Consider the following 16,887-nt stretch of genomic DNA (forward strand, 5'->3'; position numbering starts at 1 on the left):
TGATGCAAAAGGGTACTAAACCAACCAGGAGCATTTATGGATATCGTTTCTGTCGCCTTAAAGCGCTACTCCACTAAGGCGTTCGATCCCAGCAAAAAACTGACCGCCGAAGAAGCGGATAAAGTAAAAACACTACTACAGTACAGCCCCTCCAGCACCAATTCCCAGCCGTGGCACTTTATTGTCGCCAGTACGGAAGAGGGCAAAGCGCGTGTCGCAAAATCCGCCGCCGCCAATTATGTGTTTAACGAACGTAAAATGTTAGACGCCTCCCATGTGGTGGTCTTCTGCGCAAAAACCGCAATGGATGACGCATGGCTTGAGCGCGTCGTCGATCAGGAAGAAGCCGATGGCCGTTTCGCTACGCCGGAAGATAAAGCGGCAAATGATAAAGGTCGCCGCTTTTTCGCCGATATGCACCGCGTCTCGCTGAAAGATGACCACCAGTGGATGGCGAAACAGGTCTATCTGAACGTCGGCAACTTTCTGCTGGGCGTCGCCGCGATGGGTCTCGACGCCGTCCCCATTGAAGGTTTCGACGCCGAGGTGCTCGACGCTGAATTTGGTCTGAAAGAAAAAGGCTATACCAGTCTGGTCGTGGTGCCGGTCGGCCATCATAGCGTCGAGGATTTCAACGCCGGGCTGCCGAAATCACGTCTGCCGCTTGAAACCACACTGACGGAAGTTTAATCCCCTGCCTAAGCCGGACGCCCGTCCGGCTTTTTTCACCTTTCTGCCAGGTTCCTCAATGATCAATGGCGCGAAGTGCCAGGTTTTACATCGCTAGTGTTAACTTCCTCTTTCAACCTATTGAAAATAAATAATATTTAAAACTGGCACGCCGTTTGCCATATCTGGATACCCCTATCTGGATGAAGGAGAAAACGGCGTGACACCGGTTTGCGCCTACGATGGCGATATTGTCACCACGGGGTTGGTCCTCCCTGGCGTGTCATCAAAATCGGGCGCTAAACCCAACGTTATAACGGGTTTGATTGCCATCGCTTAACCCTGCCGTTTGCGACAGCCCGGCGAAAGCGGACACCGTTGCCGACAGCGGAAAATCTGCGCCAATCGCGATATCAACCCAGTTTTTATCCTGCGCTTTTCCGTCGCGGCTAAACGTCAGCGCGGTCGATTTAAGGCCGCCGTTCGCCACATACGTATCATCGCCAAACTGACGGCGATAATTAATCTGCGCCCAGGAGTGAATGATGCTGTGGCGGAGATCCAGACGCCAACCAGCGCTACCCACCTGCGAATGGGCGTTTTGGTCGCCAAAACGCATTGATGTACTGGTATTGAGCTTCTCGCTATAACCATTAACGTGGCTGTAATCCCATGCATATTGCAGCATCGGTCCGGTCGTTAACCACGGCATCATGACAAAATCATAACCGCTGGTTAACCTCGCGCCCCACAGCCGACCGTTGGTTTCGCCCTCTTCCACCCGTCTTAGCGCACCGAGCGTTATACTGCGCTGGATGTTACTGAATTTAGCGGACAGATAGTGTAAATCGCTATCCAGCCACGCCTGACCGGCGCGTAAATGGCTGAATACGGCGGCCTGAAAACCGCGGGCATCATAACGATAATTATCGTCAGGATGTTGCTTATCCAGAGAACCGGCTATCAGCCCTCCCAGCAGTACCTGCTCGTTAAGCTGATAATCGACGCCAACCGTCAGATTATTATGATTACCGTTCCCGTCGGCCTCATTATTATCATAACGTTGATATCCCCCGCTGTATCCGCCGAACATGCCCAGTGAACCAACAGGATTTTCCCCCTGGCGAAGCTGCTGATAACGGCTGTCAAGCGTGGTACGACTGCCTTGCGCCATCGACTGAACGCTTTGGTTCAGGTATGTCGCCTGTACCGGCGCGGCAATGATCGACTGGATATATTGCGCAATAATGGTATGGACCTGCGGACCGGGATGTAAATGATCGGCAAACAGATAGTCCTGCGACGCATTAAATCCAGGCATCGCCGAGGAGCACGCCGAAGCGGATACGCCTGGCGGGCAGGCCATACCTACGGTATTTGTCAGACCAAACGCCTGCGGGTTGGCAAGAATTTCCTTAAAGAGGCCGTTGATATCGGCACGGGCTATATTGCCGCCGTGTTGCTCCAGCCCCTTCTCTTCCATCTGATTATAATAATCGGTCAGAGCTGACGCCTGCCCTGCCGCCTTTTCATAGCCCGCCAGCAGTTGCTCAACGAGCAGTTGCTGAATAAACGGATTGCTGCTTACCGTTGCAGCCGCCGCCAGCAACGCCTTGCGGATCGCCTGTTGCCGACTGGCGAAATCGGGCGTAGCGCCCTCCGCCAGCGCCTCTAACGCCGCTTTTAGCGCCGGGGGCGCCGCTGCGCCCAGCCCGGCGGTGATTACCGCCTCCAGAAGCATTGGCGTCGCACTAATATCCGGTACGTTTGGCACCACGACCAGCCCGGCGCCGGCATCCAGTAACATCCCTACCTGCGCCGCCGCGCTAGTGGCGCTATTACCGGCTATTTGCTGTGCCATGGCAGGTCGCGCGATGGCCGCCGCCAGATCGTTTCCGCCGACCCAGTGAATATACAAACCGTTGTGGTCGGCTTTTCCCCCTGTTTTGGCAAGCCACTGCCGTACCTGATCCGCGGTATTATCCTGCGGGTTTAATTCCGGGGTCGCCGTCGCGCCGCCGGCGGCATAATTAGAACCGCCATTGTTGGAAGGGCTTAATGCCAGCCCAAATCGTTCGGCCAACTGTTCGTCGTAGAGCTTATTTTGACCACTATCCCAGGTCCAGCGACCGTTATTCCCGGTATCGCTAAGGCTATCGCCAAATACCGTAAGAGAGTCAAACGCACAGGCAGATAATGGCGCGGCCAGCGCCAGCGAGAGTATGCCGTATTTTAGCAGGGTACGCTTTTGGGTCATCCGATGTTCCTTAATGTTATTGTTGAGAGGTACGACGGTGCTAATCATCATCCGACAGAAACATTGCAATCGTTTTAAGCATTCTGGTTAAAATGTTTTCATCCATTGTTGACGAACTGGCGCCTGTTCAAAAAAATGGGGTGGCGTAAAATAACGACGTTTATGGGGCGCTGGATAAAATATAGCGTATGGATAACCCCTGAAGCGCTTTTACCCGTCTGTTGCTGATTATGCCTGAAGCGCGAGCGTCCTGATTTGCATAAATGCCATTCAGCAGTCATCATAGGCTGCTGTTTATAAAGGAGAGATTATGCAGGAATTGATATCCCAGGTAGAAGATTTAGCGGGAATTGAAATGAATCACACCACGTCGCTGGTGGTGATATTTGGTATTATTTTTCTGACAGCAGTTGTCGTGCATATTATTTTGCACTGGATAGTACTGCGCGCTTTCGAAAAACGTGCCAACGCCAGTTCCCGCCTGTGGCTGCAAATTATTACCCAGAATAAATTATTCCATCGTCTGGCTTTTACGCTGCAAGGCATCATTGTCAATATTCAGGCCGCGCTCTGGCTACAAAAAGGCAGTGAGGCTGCGGATATCCTGACGACCTGCGCGCAGTTATGGATTATGACCTACGCCCTGCTGTCGTTATTTTCTCTGCTGGACGTGATTTTCAATCTATCGCAAAAATGGCCCGCCGCCTCTCAGTTGCCGCTAAAAGGAATATTTCAGGGCATTAAGCTCATCGGCGCAATTATCGTCGGCATTCTGATGATCTCACTACTGATTGGCCAGTCACCAGCAATTTTAATCAGCGGGCTGGGCGCGATGGCCGCGGTATTAATGCTGGTCTTTAAAGACCCGATTCTTGGCCTGGTTGCCGGTATACAGCTTTCCGCCAACGATATGCTCAAACTGGGCGACTGGCTGGAAATGCCGAAATATGGCGCAGATGGCGCGGTCATTGATATTGGTTTAACCACGGTAAAAGTACGCAACTGGGATAATACCATCACCACCATTCCCACCTGGTCGCTGGTTTCCGACTCGTTCAAAAACTGGAGCGGCATGTCTGCGTCCGGCGGACGCCGGATTAAACGCAGCATTAATATTGACGCGACCAGTATCCATTTTCTGGATGATGATGAAAAACAGCGGCTGTTAACCGCGCAACTGTTAAAGCCGTACCTTACCAGCCGTCATCAGGAAATCGATGAATGGAATAAACAGCTGGATGCGCCGGAATCAGCCTTAAATCACCGCCGAATGACCAATATCGGGACATTTCGCGCCTATCTGAACGAATATTTACGCCACCATCCGCGCATCCGTAAAGACATGACGCTGATGGTACGCCAACTGGCGCCTGACGATCATGGTTTGCCGATAGAGATCTACGCCTTTACCAATACCGTCGTGTGGCTGGAATATGAGAGCATCCAGGCCGATATTTTCGACCATATTTTTGCCGTGGTGGAAGAGTTCGGCTTGCGTATTCATCAGACGCCGACCGGCAGCGATATTCGCGCGCTGTCAGGGACATTGCGGCATTAATGGATTGCCCGATCGCATGAGCATGGGATCGGGCAAAAAAGTTAATGAGCCTTACGGCGCAAAACTGTAAACGCGATAAACAGGAATACAATCCATACCGGCAGCAAAATCGCCGACAATCGCATATCGTCCATCGTACACATTAACACCAGAATCAGCGCCAGAAACGCAATGCACAAATAGTTTCCGGCGGGATAGAACAGCGCCTTAAATTGCGTCTCGCGCCCTTTACGACGCATCGCCGCGCGAAAACGTAAATGCGCGAGACAGATCATTATCCAGTTTAGCAATAGCGTCGCGACAACCAGTGCCATCAACAGGCTAAACGCTTTTTGCGGCAACAGATAGTTGATCAGCACCACCAGCGAGGTAATCGCTCCGGAAAGTATCAGCGAGTTCACCGGCACGCCGCGATGGCTGACGCGAGTTAAAAATTTCGGCGCATTGCCTTGTACGGACAGGCCGAACAGCATTCGGCTGTTCGAATAAACGCCGCTGTTATACACCGAAAGCGACGCGACCAGAATAACGAAATTCAGCGCCGAAGCCACCACATTACTGTCCAGGTTATGGAAGATCATCACAAAAGGGCTGCTATTGGATTTCACCTCTACCCACGGATAGAGCGCCAGCAACACCACCAGCGAACCGATGTAGAACAGCAAAATACGGTATACCACCTGATTCACCGCTTTCGGAATGCTTTTTTGCGGATCGCGCGCTTCCGCCGCAGTAATGCCGATCAGCTCCAGTCCGCCAAAAGAAAACATAATCACCGCCAGCGACAGAAGCAAACCATGCCAACCGGTAGCGAAGAAACCGTTATAACGCCAGAGGTTATCAATGCTGGCATGTTCGCCGCCGTGGCCGGAGAACAGCAGCCACAGACCAAAACCTATCATGCCGATAATCGCCAGCACTTTAATCAGCGCGAACCAGAATTCCGTTTCGCCATACAGACGAACGTTCACCAGATTCACGGCATTAATGATAATAAAAAACACCGCCGCCCATACCCATGTTGGTACGTCAGGCAGCCAGTACTGCATATAGATGCCCGCCGCGGTCAGCTCCGCCATCCCGACCAGCACAAACATGACCCAATAGTTCCAGCCCGACAAAAAGCCCGCAAACGGCCCCCAATATTTCCAGGCGAAGTGGGCAAACGATCCGGAAACCGGCTCTTCCACGACCATTTCACCCAACTGGCGCATAATGAGAAAAGCGATAATCCCGGCAACGCCATAGCCCAACAAAACAGCCGGCCCCGCCATTTGAATCGCCGGGCCGATGCCCAGAAACAGTCCGGTGCCAATGGCGCCGCCCAGCGCAATTAGCTGAATATGGCGGTTTTGCAACCCCCGTTGAAGCGTCGGTTCATTCTTCGACGCGGCATCCGACACGCTGGCGCCGGATGCAGTTGACGCGTTTTTCACGTCCTACCCCTGTATCGTTTTTATTGAGGGGCACCTTTTAACATTTCGCTCTCGCTGCCGCAAGGCGCAATCGTTTGTCAAGGCTCAACTCCGGACGTTAACGTTATCGTGTAAAAAAAGATGTCGCGGGGAGTAAAAAGAAAAGAGTGCGCGCCGATATAGAACGTTACGGGTGACAGACGCTGGGTATAAAATATGTGAATAACTCTGGACGAAAAGTACGACACCCTACAGAATACATTTAGTATTTTTTCAGTATTTTCAAAAAGGTGAATCAGACCTGGTATCTGTTATCCGTTTTTGAGCCACGCCAGGCATCAACGTCATGAATAAGATCATCAAACGTTTAGAGATCATCAAAAGCGCCATCGAACTTGAGGACGAAGAGATTATCCGTCAGCAGCTCATCTACCTGAAAAATGAGCCGCAGGATGCCGTAATCAGCGCGATTGCCCAGGCGATTGAAGCTCGTCGATTCAGTGACGCCATGCAAGAGATCGCCGCCTGGCTACAGGCTCAACGGGCGCTCTCGACGTGGCAAGATCCCTCTATTGCCGCCAGTAAACTGGAGCTGAAAGCGCTTGAAGCCCAGCTTCGCGATCTGATTGACAAACGAAATGCGCGGGTACAAATCCTCGACGATTTCAACGATCTCTATCATCTGCGTCTCGGGCCGTTGATGAGCCGTATTCTGGAGTTGCGTAAACAGCTCGCGGTGAGTATGCAGCGTAAGCAAGAAGCCGAAATAAAACGCCGGGAAAAGGATTATCAATCCTGCCTGCAATTTATTTCCCAGGCCGTGGATCAACTGGCAACGCTAAAACAGCAGTGGACAGGATTGAATGCCGCCTCGCGCGAAGCGGTGGGCATCCGTCAGCGAATCCAGCAGCAGACGGAATTAATTACCGCGTTGCTGGCGGAAATTCGCGAGCTGGAAGCGGATTTTTCCCATCAGGACGACAGCGCATTCCGCCAGGCGCAGGAAAATGCGGAACAGGACTATCACCAGTACCGGGAGCAGCAGCAGGAAGCGCAATTCCGCTACGCCCGCGATCAACGTTTGTCGGCTGACGAACGCAGTGAATTAAAACGTTTGTGGCGTCAGGCCAGCCGCCTGTGTCACCCGGATGTGGTCGCCGATGAATTGAAAGAAAAAGCGCACCAGATGATGGTACAGCTTAATCAGGCGCGGCAGAATGCCGATCTGGCGGCAATTCGCGCGTTATTGACGCAGCTGCAAAGCGGTCTGGAACCGATGATGGCAAGCGACAGGCTAAATAACCTGGAACATCTGCGCCATAAAATACGCCAGCTCCGCACACAAATCGACGCGCTGTTGAAAGAGATAACGCAACTGGAAACGGAAAACGCCTGGCGGCTCGCCTCTTCCGTTGCGGATAAGGAAGCCTATTTCTCCGAGCAGGAACGGGCGCTAACCGAAATTCGCAATACGCTGGAGGCGCAGGTTCAACAGGTGGAACAGGAACTTCTGTCAGGGTAGTCCATCATTCATCAATAAATTGTCGGATGGCGCAAGCGCCACCCGACGAATCGCGGCATAAAGAGGGTAAGAGGGGCGCTACTGTCGCTGTAAAAGTAACGAACGGGCGGAGTCCGCCATGATCATCACCGCACCTGCCAGCATTAACGTATCTTTTAATACCAGCCGTCCGGCGCCCGATAAATACGGAAAACCATAATGCGCATCGCCCAGCGGCATAACCCAGGCCTCCGGCGTGGTGATTAAAAACGACAGCGTGACAAATGGCGTCAGGAATGCCAGCACGCCGCCTGCCAGCCCTAACCAGCGGCTGACAGGGTTAGCCAGTACCAGCGCCGCGATAATCAATTCCACCACGCCCAGACCATCCGAAAACGCATACGTATTATTGGCCGTTTGCCAGGCGCGTTCCTCCGGTTTTAGTTCGCCCTCATGAGTCAGATGCTGACGATATTCTTCCGGATGTTCATAGAAAAAAGACATAAACGGGCTGTTCGCCACAAACGGGGTAATACTGTCTGCCTCATAGGGCACAAATTTTAGTAGTCCAATCCAGATAAAAACGATGGCGATACTCAGGCGAATTAATGTTAATCCCAGCCGATCCCCCTGACTTAACAGACGAAGATATTTATCCATCTCAGGCTCTCCTTATTTATATAATATCGCAGTGGCGTAACCCGTATTATCAATACGCATTGACGTAATTTTCCATGACGACGCCTGTTTACTTTGCGCCAGTCTGGCAATAGCGTCTTCAAGCATTGACGGCGTTGCTGACACCGCAGAAACGCTGATATATTCAACGTCAGTTAGCGGCTGGGCGGAGACGGAAAACGCCAGCGGCGCAGCCAATAATGAAGCAATAAGTGTGGTAACTTTTAACATCGAGATTTCCAGTCGTGGGTTATTTCAATGGTGTTATAATACGTTACGCCTGACTAAAGCCTTTTCTTTCAGACGCCAGCATATTTGTCCTGGCGTATTTTTATAGCCTGACAGGCAAAAAAAAGCCCTGATTAACAGGGCTACGTTATTTATGTTTTACTTAATGAGAGAGAAGAGATCGTTTAAAGACTCACTCATTGTAGGATGGGTAAATATCTGGTCGCGTAACACCGTATAAGGTAAATCTGCATCCATAACGGTTTTAACGATATTAATCATTTCATGAGAATCAACGCATAACAATGACACCCCTACAATACGCTGCGTATTCACGTCCACTACCGCTTTTAGTACGCCACGAGTATCGTTCATAACACGGGCGCGAGGGATCGCCGCCACCGGTAATGTCACCACCTGCACCGTTGCGCCGCTTGCCCGCGCTTGTTCTTCCGTCAGCCCGACACGAGAGAGCGGCGGCGTCATAAAGACGGAATACGGGACGTTCTGGCGATCGCGGGTACTGCGTTTGCCATCCCCCAATAACCCGTCGCGTACAATACGGAAATCATCCAGTGAAATATAGGTAAACTGCAACCCACCGGTAACATCGCCCATCGCCCAGATATTGTCCGCCGTGGTACGCAGGTAATCATCCACGATGATCCCGCCACGTTCGTTCACCGCCACGCCGGCGTTCTGCAACTGTAAGCCAGCCGTCGCCGGTTTTCGCCCCGACGCCACCAGCAGGGCATCCACAAGATGCGCGCCTTCCGGCGTTTCTACTTGTACCGCGCCCTCCTTTGAGGATACGGCCTGTACGTTGGCGTTTAAAATCAGCTCGACGCCCTTTTCCTGTAAAATGCGGGTAATTGCCTGCGCGATATCCCGATCTTCACGAGGCAGGAATTGCGGCGCTGCTTCAAAGATAGTGACCTTCGTACCGAAGTTGGCGAACATTGAGGCAAATTCAAGGCCAATATAACCGCCGCCTAAAATCCCCAGCCGCGCCGGACGCTGGCTCAGGCTGAGTAGCCCGGTGCTATCGAACACCCCTGCCGTCGTTGTTAAGCCCGTAATAGCCGGGATCACCGACTCTGCGCCAGTATTAATGAAGATCTTTTCTCCCCGTAACACCCGCTCGCCGTCCGCCTGAAATACCCGTAAGGTATGGTTATCAATAAACTCCGCCCTTCCCTCAATCACATCGACATTGTCCAGGTCGGCAAGATTATGAAAATTTTTGTCGCGTAAAAAATTTACGACCGCCGCTTTGCGTTGCATGGCGACAGAAAAATCGCCCTCACGTTCCGCATCATGCACCAGCGTTTTCGTTGGAATACAGCCAATGTTGATGCAGGTTCCGCCGAACATACTGGCGGACTGTTCGATAATCGCCACGCGCCATCCCGTCTTCGCCAGAGTTGCCGCCAACGTTTTTCCTGCCTTGCCAAAACCAATAATGAGCGCCTGATACTGTGTCATCTTCTTTCTCCGCCAAATCACCATCTGTTTGTCAGGACAAGTATAAGTAACGTCAAAAAAGACAGGGTTATCTGCAACGCGTCATTTTTTGTCTTATCGTCTAAATTGGCGGTTAGCAAAAACAAGAGTAGAAATGACATCAAGTCCGAAATATAGTGAAAATAGACAGAAATGGTTATCCCTATTTTTGAAAAAGAATCTGTTCTGGAGTCTATATGTATGCGCTTAGTCGGCTATTGACGCTTAACGCCCCTCAGGGCTCAATCGACAAGAATTGCCCGTTAGGCGGCGACTGGCAGTTGCCGCACGCCGCTGGCGAACTATCGGTGATTCGCTGGCATACCGTTACGCAGGGCGAAGCGCAACTGGAAATGCCTACCGGCGACGCCATGACGCTTACGCCGGGAAAGGTGGTGATTCTGCCGCAAAACTCCGCCCACCGTTTGCGCCAGTCTGGCGAAGCACCGACACATATCGTGTGCGGTAGTCTACGTCTGCACACGACGTCACGTTATTTCCTTACCGCGTTGCCGGAAGTGTTATGTCTTGCCCCGCCGCCGCATAGCCCCGCCAGTATCTGGCTTAACGCCGCCATTTTGCTGTTACAGCAGGAGTCAGAACGCCATTTACCTGGCGCTGAGGTCTTATACAGTCAGCAGTGCGCCACGCTGTTTACCCTCGCCGTTCGCGACTGGCTATCGCAGGCTGGCACAGCGAAAAGCGTGCTCAATTTATTGCTGCATCCCCGGCTGGGCCGCGTGATCCTTCACATGCTGGAAACACCGGCGCATCCCTGGACGGTCGAAACGCTGGCGCAACGGGTACACATGTCGCGGGCGAGCTTCGCCCAGCTATTTCGCGACGTGTCCGCGACGACGCCCTTAGCCGTGTTAACAACGCTGCGCCTGCAAATCGCCGCCCAGACCCTGTCGCGTGAAGCGCTGCCGGTGATGGTGATTGCCGAGTCGGTAGGTTATGCGAGCGAATCTTCTTTTCACAAAGCGTTTGTCCGTGAATTCGGTTGTACACCAGGCGAATACCGCAAACGGGTCAACGCGCTCGGACGATAAACGTAGGCTGAACCCGCCTGCAGTTTGACGCCGCAGGCGGGCGACACACGTTATGCCGCAAGGCGACGATGCCTGCGCAGCCACATCAGCTTGTAGGCTGCCGGAATGATGAACAGCGACAGCAACGGCGCGGTAATACGGCTCATCACCTCAGAACCCGCGCCGGTCCCTCATAAAACAGGTAGCAGACCGGCGATAATCACCGCTACCGTCATGGCTTTTGGCCGCGCCCGGAGCACCGCCCCGTGATAAAGCGCCTCATCGAGCTTTTCTGCCGAAAAGGTGTTGGGAGCTTGCGCTTTGAAGGCCGCGCCTGCTGAATCACCGGCGATCCCATCATGCTGCGCAGAGCGATCAGTAATTTACTCTCTAATACGATGCGCTATACGCCGCCGGGTAAAACCATTACTCTTCGGATAAAAGAAGCGGACGACCAGATACATATTATTGTTGAAAACCCCGGTACGCCAATCGCGCCGGAACATTTGCCGCGCCTTTTCGATTGTTTTTATCGCATTGATCCCTCCCACCAGCGTAAAGGGGAAGGCAGCGGTATAGGCCTGGCAATTGTAAAATCCATCGTCACTGCGCACCGGGGAAAAGTTTCTGTCACCTCCGATACGCGCGCTACTCGTTTTATTTTGACATTACCCAAACACCTCCGTTGAACTGTAGCGATAATGAAAGGCGCTATCACTAGCCAGCAAAATAATCTGACATCATCGTCATTATCCCGTCACACGCCAGACCCAACGACTGTTTTATTATTTCTCTTATTAACCCACACCGGAGAAATAAGATAAATAAGTTTACATCCCTTTTAGCTGTCGTTTTTTTATTTCAGCTGGCGTAAACGCCGCAGAGAAAATGGAATCCCGCCAATTATCCGCCACGGCGCATGAGATGATGAATAACGGTGACGCCTTCGCGCATCAGCAAATGGCTCAGACACAGAAACCCAGCGCCCCGACTACTGTGGAAAATGCGACACCCTTTTCTGAAATGGACGACTATGAAAAAGCAATGGTCATCCATCAATCGATGAATAATGCCCATTCTTTCGCCCACGAGATCCAGGCTGAGGAGCACCATAAACAGATTAAACGCAATTAGTTATTTGCATATTAGCGTCACGTACTGCGGATGGCGCAACGTCGCCGCCGCAGAAGCTTACGGATTAACATAATTTTGAGAGGTTAAATGGCGCGCCCTGCAGGATTCGAACCTGCGCCCCACGGCTTAGATGTTTCTGGAACTACCTGAGCTAACAACAAGTTATCCCATTACTACGGCACTCACACTCGTCCCATCCTCGAAAAACATGCAAAGCCTTGCAAGCCGATGCAAAGCTTTGTGTGTCCCGTTTTTGTCCCAAACCACTTAGCAATCAGTAGCCCCAATTGATCGGTAACAACGATCAATTAATAAGATAACAATAATTTTAAACTATCAAACACCACATTATTGATCGTTTATATCGATCAAAGCAATTTGTAGTGCTACACTTCAGACCTTTCCGAATCCGCTGATTTTCATAATGTTGAAGTTATTCGCTAAGTACACATCGATCGGTGTTCTTAACACGCTTATTCATTGGGGCGTATTTGCTTTTTGTGTGTATGGGATGCATACGCATCAGGCGCTGGCGAACTTTTCCGGTTTTGTTATCGCCGTATCGTTCAGCTTCTATGCCAATGCGCGCTTCACCTTTAACGCCAGCACCACCACGCTTCGCTACATGATGTACGTGGGATTTATGGGAACACTGAGCGCCGTTGTTGGCTGGATGGCTGACAAATGTTCCCTGCCGCCACTCCTTACTCTTGTCACCTTTTCAGCTATCAGCCTGATATGCGGATTCATTTATTCAAAGTTCATTGTCTTTAGGGATGTGAAATGAAAATCTCGTTAGTCGTTCCGGTCTTCAATGAAGAAGCCACGATACCTATTTTCTATAAAACGGTTCGCGAGTTTGAAGAGCTGAAACCGTATGAAGTTGAGATTGTTTTCATCAACGATGGAAGCAAAGATGCGACTGAATCAATAATTAACAAAATAGCTGCATCTGATCCGCTCGTTATTCCGCTTTCGTTTACGCGAAACTTCGGTAAAGAACCTGCTCTTTTCGCTGGTCTCGACCATGCAACCGGGGATGCGGTCATTCCTATTGATGTCGATTTACAGGATCCGATAGAAGTAATCCCCCATCTCATTGAGAAGTGGCAGGCTGGCGCAGATATGGTGCTGGCTAAGCGCTCAGACCGCTCAACTGACGGGCGCATGAAGCGTAAGACAGCTGAATGGTTTTATAAGCTGCATAATAAAATCAGCAATCCGAAAATTGAAGAGAACGTCGGTGATTTCCGGTTAATGAGCCGTGAGGTCGTCGAAAATATTAAACAGATGCCAGAACGTAATCTGTTTATGAAAGGCGTTCTGTCATGGGTGGGCGGCAAGACTGATGTAGTTGAATACGCCCGCGCTGAGCGTATTGCCGGCGATTCAAAATTCAATGGCTGGAAATTATGGAATCTGGCGCTGGAAGGAATAACTTCTTTCTCAACATTTCCGCTCCGTATATGGACTTACATCGGGCTATTTGTTGCAGGAATCGCATTTATTTATGGGGCATGGATGATAATTAATACGATTGTCATTGGAAATCCAGTTAAGGGATATCCCTCACTACTTGTTTCAATTTTATTCTTAGGAGGTATTCAGCTTATTGGTATTGGCGTTCTTGGGGAATATATTGGTAGAATATATATAGAAACAAAAAAACGTCCTAAATATATATTAAAGGGTGCAAAAAAGTGAATTTAAATATTGAAAAATATAAATTAGCAATCTCGCTATTATTTATATATTCCTTAGGTTTTACCATAAATGTTCTGGTTCCGCTAATATCTGATGATTTTAGCTACATGCGCATGGGGCTTGATTTATCAAGTCACTATCAACATTATATGACATGGAGTGGAAGGTTGGAGGCTGATCTGATCAGTTCAACAATACTTCAATTTGACTCAGTTCTAATAAAGTCACTAATAAACACTTTTCCATTGATTGCTCTATGCTATTTTGTATACAAAATAGTTTCATTGTATTCTGAATCGGACCCTCTAATTACACCCCTTATAGCTTTTTCATGTTATTTTTTATTTAACCCTAATCTTGGGCAAACTACTTTTTGGATAGTAGGTTCCGCGAACTATCTTTGGACGACAGCTTTTTGTATTATTTTTACATATTCAATATGCTTATTAACCACATTAGATAAAATTTCCAAAAAAGAAGAAATAATAATATATGCATCTGCAGTTTTAGCTGGTTGCTCTAGTGAGGCAAGCTCGGCTCTAATGGTCTCTGCTTCTGCACTGGCTCTTTTATACAACCACTTCGTAACCAACAAAAATAAACGAATAACAACAATTTCGTTTATGCTTTGTTTAGTTGGATTCCTTGTTTTAGTAGGTGCTCCAGGTAACAAAGTTAGACTTGCTAGCGATGTTTTTAGTGCATGGAGAGACATGGGTTTATTTGAAAAAGTAGAATACCACTTTTCTGAACGCATACCAAGTCTCATGCGTTACCTAAAGTTTGAGTTGGCAATTTCATTGTTCTGTTTTATTTTATTTGTTATTAAAAGCAAGTATAAATTCACGAAATCTACTTTTTATTTATATATAGCCCCGTTTATAGGATTTTCTTTCATAATCCTTATTCTTATATTTTCACCATATACACCAGAGCGTTCTGTTAACATACTTACTGTAATCCTCGCTATTCCTATATGCGCTTCAATAAACAACTTGACAAAATGGATTAAGGTTACAATTACATTTCTAATTGTAATTGTAATGCTTGTAAATTGGTCGCATGTTTATTCCTCATACTCAAGAGTATATATTCAAGATGTCATGAGAAGAGCGTACATTCATGAAATGATCTCGAAAGAAATATATGATATAAAACTTCCACTATATAATTTCTCTAACTTTTTCAAAGAGTTTGATCTCTGGGATTTATTTAGCAATGAATATGAAATTGCAAGATATTTCGGTGCAAAGAAAGTCACTGTCATTCCTGTAAATGTTGATTACTCATATTTATCTACACAGCCAAACTATACTTGCAAGATCGATGAAGGGACTGAAAAAGAAAAGGCATATTCTATTAATTTTTACGTGGATAGCTTTAATGATGTATTACTTATCGGAGAAACGAATAGCAGCAAAGGAACAATCGATGGTTTGACTAAAATTAACACGTCAATTAATACGAATAGTGGAAAGCATCAATATGAACTACCATCAAACAACATTAATATATTTGATCGTAATTTTATCGTAGTAAGAGTGCCATCTGTTGGGATTAATAAATCTAAAGAAATAACTGTTTCCTTAAATGGTTCTGACTGCACAGTAGAAATAAATAGATAGCTAATTAAAGACAGCTCTTAATTTCAGAGCTGTCTTTAGGAACCATTTAACTATGATGTCCATTAACTACAAAAAAAATCGCAAATAGCAGAAGATGTTTATCGTTCATATAAAAACTCGAATCATTTTATTTATCAAGCACTTTGGTTGCTCTCCGCCCTGAAAAAAGTGCCAAGTTAAACTGGAGTATCCGACCTTTATTCCATTTTAGCGGGAGATATCCCCTCCATAAGAAAAGCCCCATTAGACCTAAGAACAGATAGCGTTTGCGCTAAAACAGGTATAAACAGCTCCCCGCATCGGAGAAGCACGCGAGGAAATGTTTTTTTGAGACTACCTTCTATAACTGTAAAAAGATATTTACCGGTCTGGACGTCATGGAACTGCTGATTTGCGGCAGTTAGAGAATGAAAATCAGTGGACGAAAAAGCTGGTCACCGATATGAGTCTGGACAAGGAGATGCCCGGAAGATAACACCGGTCAGAAGCGCTGGGCAATATATTTACTGCGGAAGTCTTATCATATTAGAATACGGATGACCGATGCAGAGAACCGTCTTCCACTGTAAGGCCGACGTGATAACCCGGCAATAACCCTTCGTATAAAGTAGATAGTGGAATCCCGGATACATTACGTTTGCCTACGTATCCATATGCAGTTCCGGCGGGAGGGCTGACTTGTAAACGACAAGAAACCCAATAGATCTATTATTTGGCAAGTCTCAAGCTGCGCAGGAAACACCCGTAGCGGCATTCGCATCGTCAGTAGCATCCACTTCTGCTACGTGTGGATTTCGTATAGGATAGCCTGTTTAGCGGACGGTATTTCAGGGCGCTAACTGGTAGTAAATAATTTTAGTCGGGAATGTCTGATGATCCATGCCGTAAAATCGCTGAAAGGCGGGGATGTGACCAGCTTGATAGAAGCACTGATGGTGTTGGATAAACGTCTGCCGGTACGTATTCAGACGGATAATGGCAGCGTATTTATTTCAAAAAGTCTGGATAAATGGTTATAAACATGATTTGACACTCGACTTCTCTCGCCCCGGAAAACCGACAAATAATCCGTTTATTGAAACAGTAACGGCAGCGTTCAGGATAAATACCTGAACATTCACAGGTTCCTGCCACCAGAAGATGCGTAGGAAAACTCGACAACTGGTGGAAGGAATACAATCATGAGAGGACGCATTCATCATTAAATGACATGACTCTGACAGAATTTATCCAAAATCTCCAGAAAAGCGAAGATCTCTGATTGGGTTCAGATTCATACAAATACATCAGTTTTTGATTTAACTGTTTTAGTTAAAGGAAATTAAACAGCACCCGTAACGACACCTGTTGCGAGATAATGCGCAAATACAGGGATGATTTAAAACTTACCCTGATACTTACACTACAGGAAAATTTTAGATGATAGGTTTTTTGATGTAACTGTTTGATTTATCAATGGCGCGCCCTGCAGGATTCGAACCTGCGACCCACGGCTTAGAAGGCCGTTGCTCTATCCAACTGAGCTAAGGGCGCCTTGTGAAGTGAAGACTTCGTGTAGACGAAACGCGAGAATTATACGGTCAG

The 16,887-nt window shown here is 48.5% G+C and carries 13 protein-coding genes, 1 tRNA gene and 3 pseudogenes; 10 read left to right on the forward strand and 7 right to left on the reverse strand.

Annotated elements, in window-relative coordinates; all coding sequences use genetic code 11:
* The first annotated feature begins 36 nt into the window (after nucleotides 1-36).
* The gene (gene nfsB / locus OLG56_RS15725) at nucleotides 37-690 is read left to right on the forward strand and encodes an oxygen-insensitive NAD(P)H nitroreductase (RefSeq protein WP_061377207.1); all 654 of its coding nucleotides are present in this window, start codon (nucleotides 37-39) and stop codon (nucleotides 688-690) included.
* A 265-nt stretch (nucleotides 691-955) separates the two neighbouring features.
* On the opposite strand, the gene OLG56_RS15730 is transcribed toward nfsB, so the two are convergent.
* Nucleotides 956-2,926 (reverse strand): autotransporter domain-containing esterase, encoded by a 1,971-nt coding sequence (locus OLG56_RS15730; protein ID WP_058111983.1) that lies wholly within the window; start codon nucleotides 2,924-2,926, stop codon nucleotides 956-958.
* A 310-nt stretch (nucleotides 2,927-3,236) separates the two neighbouring features.
* Between OLG56_RS15730 and OLG56_RS15735 the strand changes: the two genes are divergently transcribed.
* Nucleotides 3,237-4,484, forward strand: a complete 1,248-nt coding sequence (locus OLG56_RS15735) for a mechanosensitive ion channel family protein (protein ID WP_001156965.1) — start codon at nucleotides 3,237-3,239, stop codon at nucleotides 4,482-4,484.
* Between the two features lie 41 nt (nucleotides 4,485-4,525).
* Here OLG56_RS15735 and pheP read toward each other — a convergent pair whose 3' ends face one another.
* Nucleotides 4,526-5,920: a phenylalanine transporter gene (gene pheP / locus OLG56_RS15740; protein WP_000786291.1), complete on the reverse strand. Its 1,395-nt coding sequence runs from the start codon at nucleotides 5,918-5,920 to the stop codon at nucleotides 4,526-4,528.
* Between the two features lie 325 nt (nucleotides 5,921-6,245).
* On the opposite strand from pheP, the gene OLG56_RS15745 reads away from it, so the two are divergent.
* Nucleotides 6,246-7,421, forward strand: coding sequence for a coiled-coil domain-containing protein (locus OLG56_RS15745; protein WP_001033457.1), 1,176 nt, complete (start codon nucleotides 6,246-6,248; stop codon nucleotides 7,419-7,421).
* A gap of 78 nt (nucleotides 7,422-7,499) precedes the next feature.
* On the opposite strand, the gene rclC is transcribed toward OLG56_RS15745, so the two are convergent.
* The 3 genes from rclC to rclA all read right to left on the reverse strand — a co-directional run bounded on the left by rclC (nucleotide 7,500) and on the right by rclA (nucleotide 9,791).
* Complete coding sequence (rclC, locus tag OLG56_RS15750; protein ID WP_000362177.1) at nucleotides 7,500-8,060, reverse strand: reactive chlorine resistance membrane protein RclC; 561 nt, start codon at nucleotides 8,058-8,060, stop codon at nucleotides 7,500-7,502.
* 12 nt (nucleotides 8,061-8,072) lie between these two features.
* Nucleotides 8,073-8,309 (reverse strand): reactive chlorine resistance periplasmic protein RclB, encoded by a 237-nt coding sequence (gene rclB, locus OLG56_RS15755; protein ID WP_000922173.1) that lies wholly within the window; start codon nucleotides 8,307-8,309, stop codon nucleotides 8,073-8,075.
* A gap of 156 nt (nucleotides 8,310-8,465) precedes the next feature.
* Complete coding sequence (gene rclA, locus OLG56_RS15760; RefSeq protein ID WP_000195929.1) at nucleotides 8,466-9,791, reverse strand: reactive chlorine resistance oxidoreductase RclA; 1,326 nt, start codon at nucleotides 9,789-9,791, stop codon at nucleotides 8,466-8,468.
* 215 nt (nucleotides 9,792-10,006) lie between these two features.
* Between rclA and rclR the strand changes: the two genes are divergently transcribed.
* Nucleotides 10,007-10,861: a reactive chlorine-specific transcriptional regulator RclR gene (rclR, locus tag OLG56_RS15765; protein WP_061377208.1), complete on the forward strand. Its 855-nt coding sequence runs from the start codon at nucleotides 10,007-10,009 to the stop codon at nucleotides 10,859-10,861.
* 50 nt (nucleotides 10,862-10,911) lie between these two features.
* Here rclR and OLG56_RS15770 read toward each other — a convergent pair.
* A pseudogene (locus OLG56_RS15770) lies at nucleotides 10,912-11,151 on the reverse strand (efflux RND transporter permease subunit); the annotation flags it as partial.
* A gap of 3 nt (nucleotides 11,152-11,154) precedes the next feature.
* On the opposite strand from OLG56_RS15770, the pseudogene OLG56_RS15775 reads away from it, so the two are divergent.
* The 6 genes and pseudogenes from OLG56_RS15775 to OLG56_RS15800 all read left to right on the forward strand — a co-directional run.
* Nucleotides 11,155-11,529 (forward strand): annotated as a pseudogene (locus OLG56_RS15775) (ATP-binding protein); the annotation flags it as partial.
* 199 nt (nucleotides 11,530-11,728) lie between these two features.
* On the forward strand, nucleotides 11,729-11,974 hold the full coding sequence (locus OLG56_RS15780) for a PcoE/SilE family metal-binding protein (protein ID WP_000445905.1): 246 nt from the start codon (nucleotides 11,729-11,731) through the stop codon (nucleotides 11,972-11,974).
* A 424-nt stretch (nucleotides 11,975-12,398) separates the two neighbouring features.
* Nucleotides 12,399-12,761, forward strand: coding sequence for a GtrA family protein (locus tag OLG56_RS15785; protein ID WP_061377210.1), 363 nt, complete (start codon nucleotides 12,399-12,401; stop codon nucleotides 12,759-12,761).
* Nucleotides 12,758-13,678 (forward strand): glycosyltransferase family 2 protein, encoded by a 921-nt coding sequence (locus OLG56_RS15790; RefSeq protein ID WP_024155327.1) that lies wholly within the window; start codon nucleotides 12,758-12,760, stop codon nucleotides 13,676-13,678. Before OLG56_RS15785 ends, OLG56_RS15790 begins: the two co-directional genes overlap by 4 nt.
* A complete protein-coding gene (locus OLG56_RS15795; RefSeq protein WP_139763565.1) occupies nucleotides 13,675-15,303 on the forward strand; it encodes a DUF6056 family protein in 1,629 nt (542 codons plus the stop codon). The genes OLG56_RS15790 and OLG56_RS15795 overlap by 4 nt, the downstream gene beginning before the upstream one ends.
* A gap of 259 nt (nucleotides 15,304-15,562) precedes the next feature.
* A pseudogene (locus OLG56_RS15800) lies at nucleotides 15,563-16,564 on the forward strand (integrase core domain-containing protein).
* A 195-nt stretch (nucleotides 16,565-16,759) separates the two neighbouring features.
* On the opposite strand, the gene OLG56_RS15805 reads toward OLG56_RS15800, so the two are convergent.
* Nucleotides 16,760-16,836 (reverse strand) — tRNA-Arg (locus OLG56_RS15805).
* Nucleotides 16,837-16,887 lie beyond the last annotated feature (51 nt).

This window comes from Salmonella sp. 2018103, from assembly GCF_026247685.1.
Taxonomy (GTDB): Bacteria; Pseudomonadota; Gammaproteobacteria; order Enterobacterales; family Enterobacteriaceae; genus Salmonella; species Salmonella enterica.

What these genes read in the sequence shown, in the direction of transcription:
- OLG56_RS15745 (WP_001033457.1), top strand. Translation starts at nt 6,246, where the DNA reads ATGAATAAGATCATCAAACGTTTAGAGATCATCAAAAGCGCCATCGAA.
- rclC (WP_000362177.1), bottom strand. Translation starts at nt 8,060, where the DNA reads ATGGATAAATATCTTCGTCTGTTAAGTCAGGGGGATCGGCTGGGATTA.
- rclB (WP_000922173.1), bottom strand. Translation starts at nt 8,309, where the DNA reads ATGTTAAAAGTTACCACACTTATTGCTTCATTATTGGCTGCGCCGCTG.
- nfsB (WP_061377207.1), top strand. Translation starts at nt 37, where the DNA reads ATGGATATCGTTTCTGTCGCCTTAAAGCGCTACTCCACTAAGGCGTTC.
- OLG56_RS15780 (WP_000445905.1), top strand. Translation starts at nt 11,729, where the DNA reads ATGGAATCCCGCCAATTATCCGCCACGGCGCATGAGATGATGAATAAC.
- rclA (WP_000195929.1), bottom strand. Translation starts at nt 9,791, where the DNA reads ATGACACAGTATCAGGCGCTCATTATTGGTTTTGGCAAGGCAGGAAAA.
- OLG56_RS15735 (WP_001156965.1), top strand. Translation starts at nt 3,237, where the DNA reads ATGCAGGAATTGATATCCCAGGTAGAAGATTTAGCGGGAATTGAAATG.
- OLG56_RS15730 (WP_058111983.1), bottom strand. Translation starts at nt 2,926, where the DNA reads ATGACCCAAAAGCGTACCCTGCTAAAATACGGCATACTCTCGCTGGCG.
- OLG56_RS15790 (WP_024155327.1), top strand. Translation starts at nt 12,758, where the DNA reads ATGAAAATCTCGTTAGTCGTTCCGGTCTTCAATGAAGAAGCCACGATA.
- OLG56_RS15785 (WP_061377210.1), top strand. Translation starts at nt 12,399, where the DNA reads ATGTTGAAGTTATTCGCTAAGTACACATCGATCGGTGTTCTTAACACG.
- rclR (WP_061377208.1), top strand. Translation starts at nt 10,007, where the DNA reads ATGTATGCGCTTAGTCGGCTATTGACGCTTAACGCCCCTCAGGGCTCA.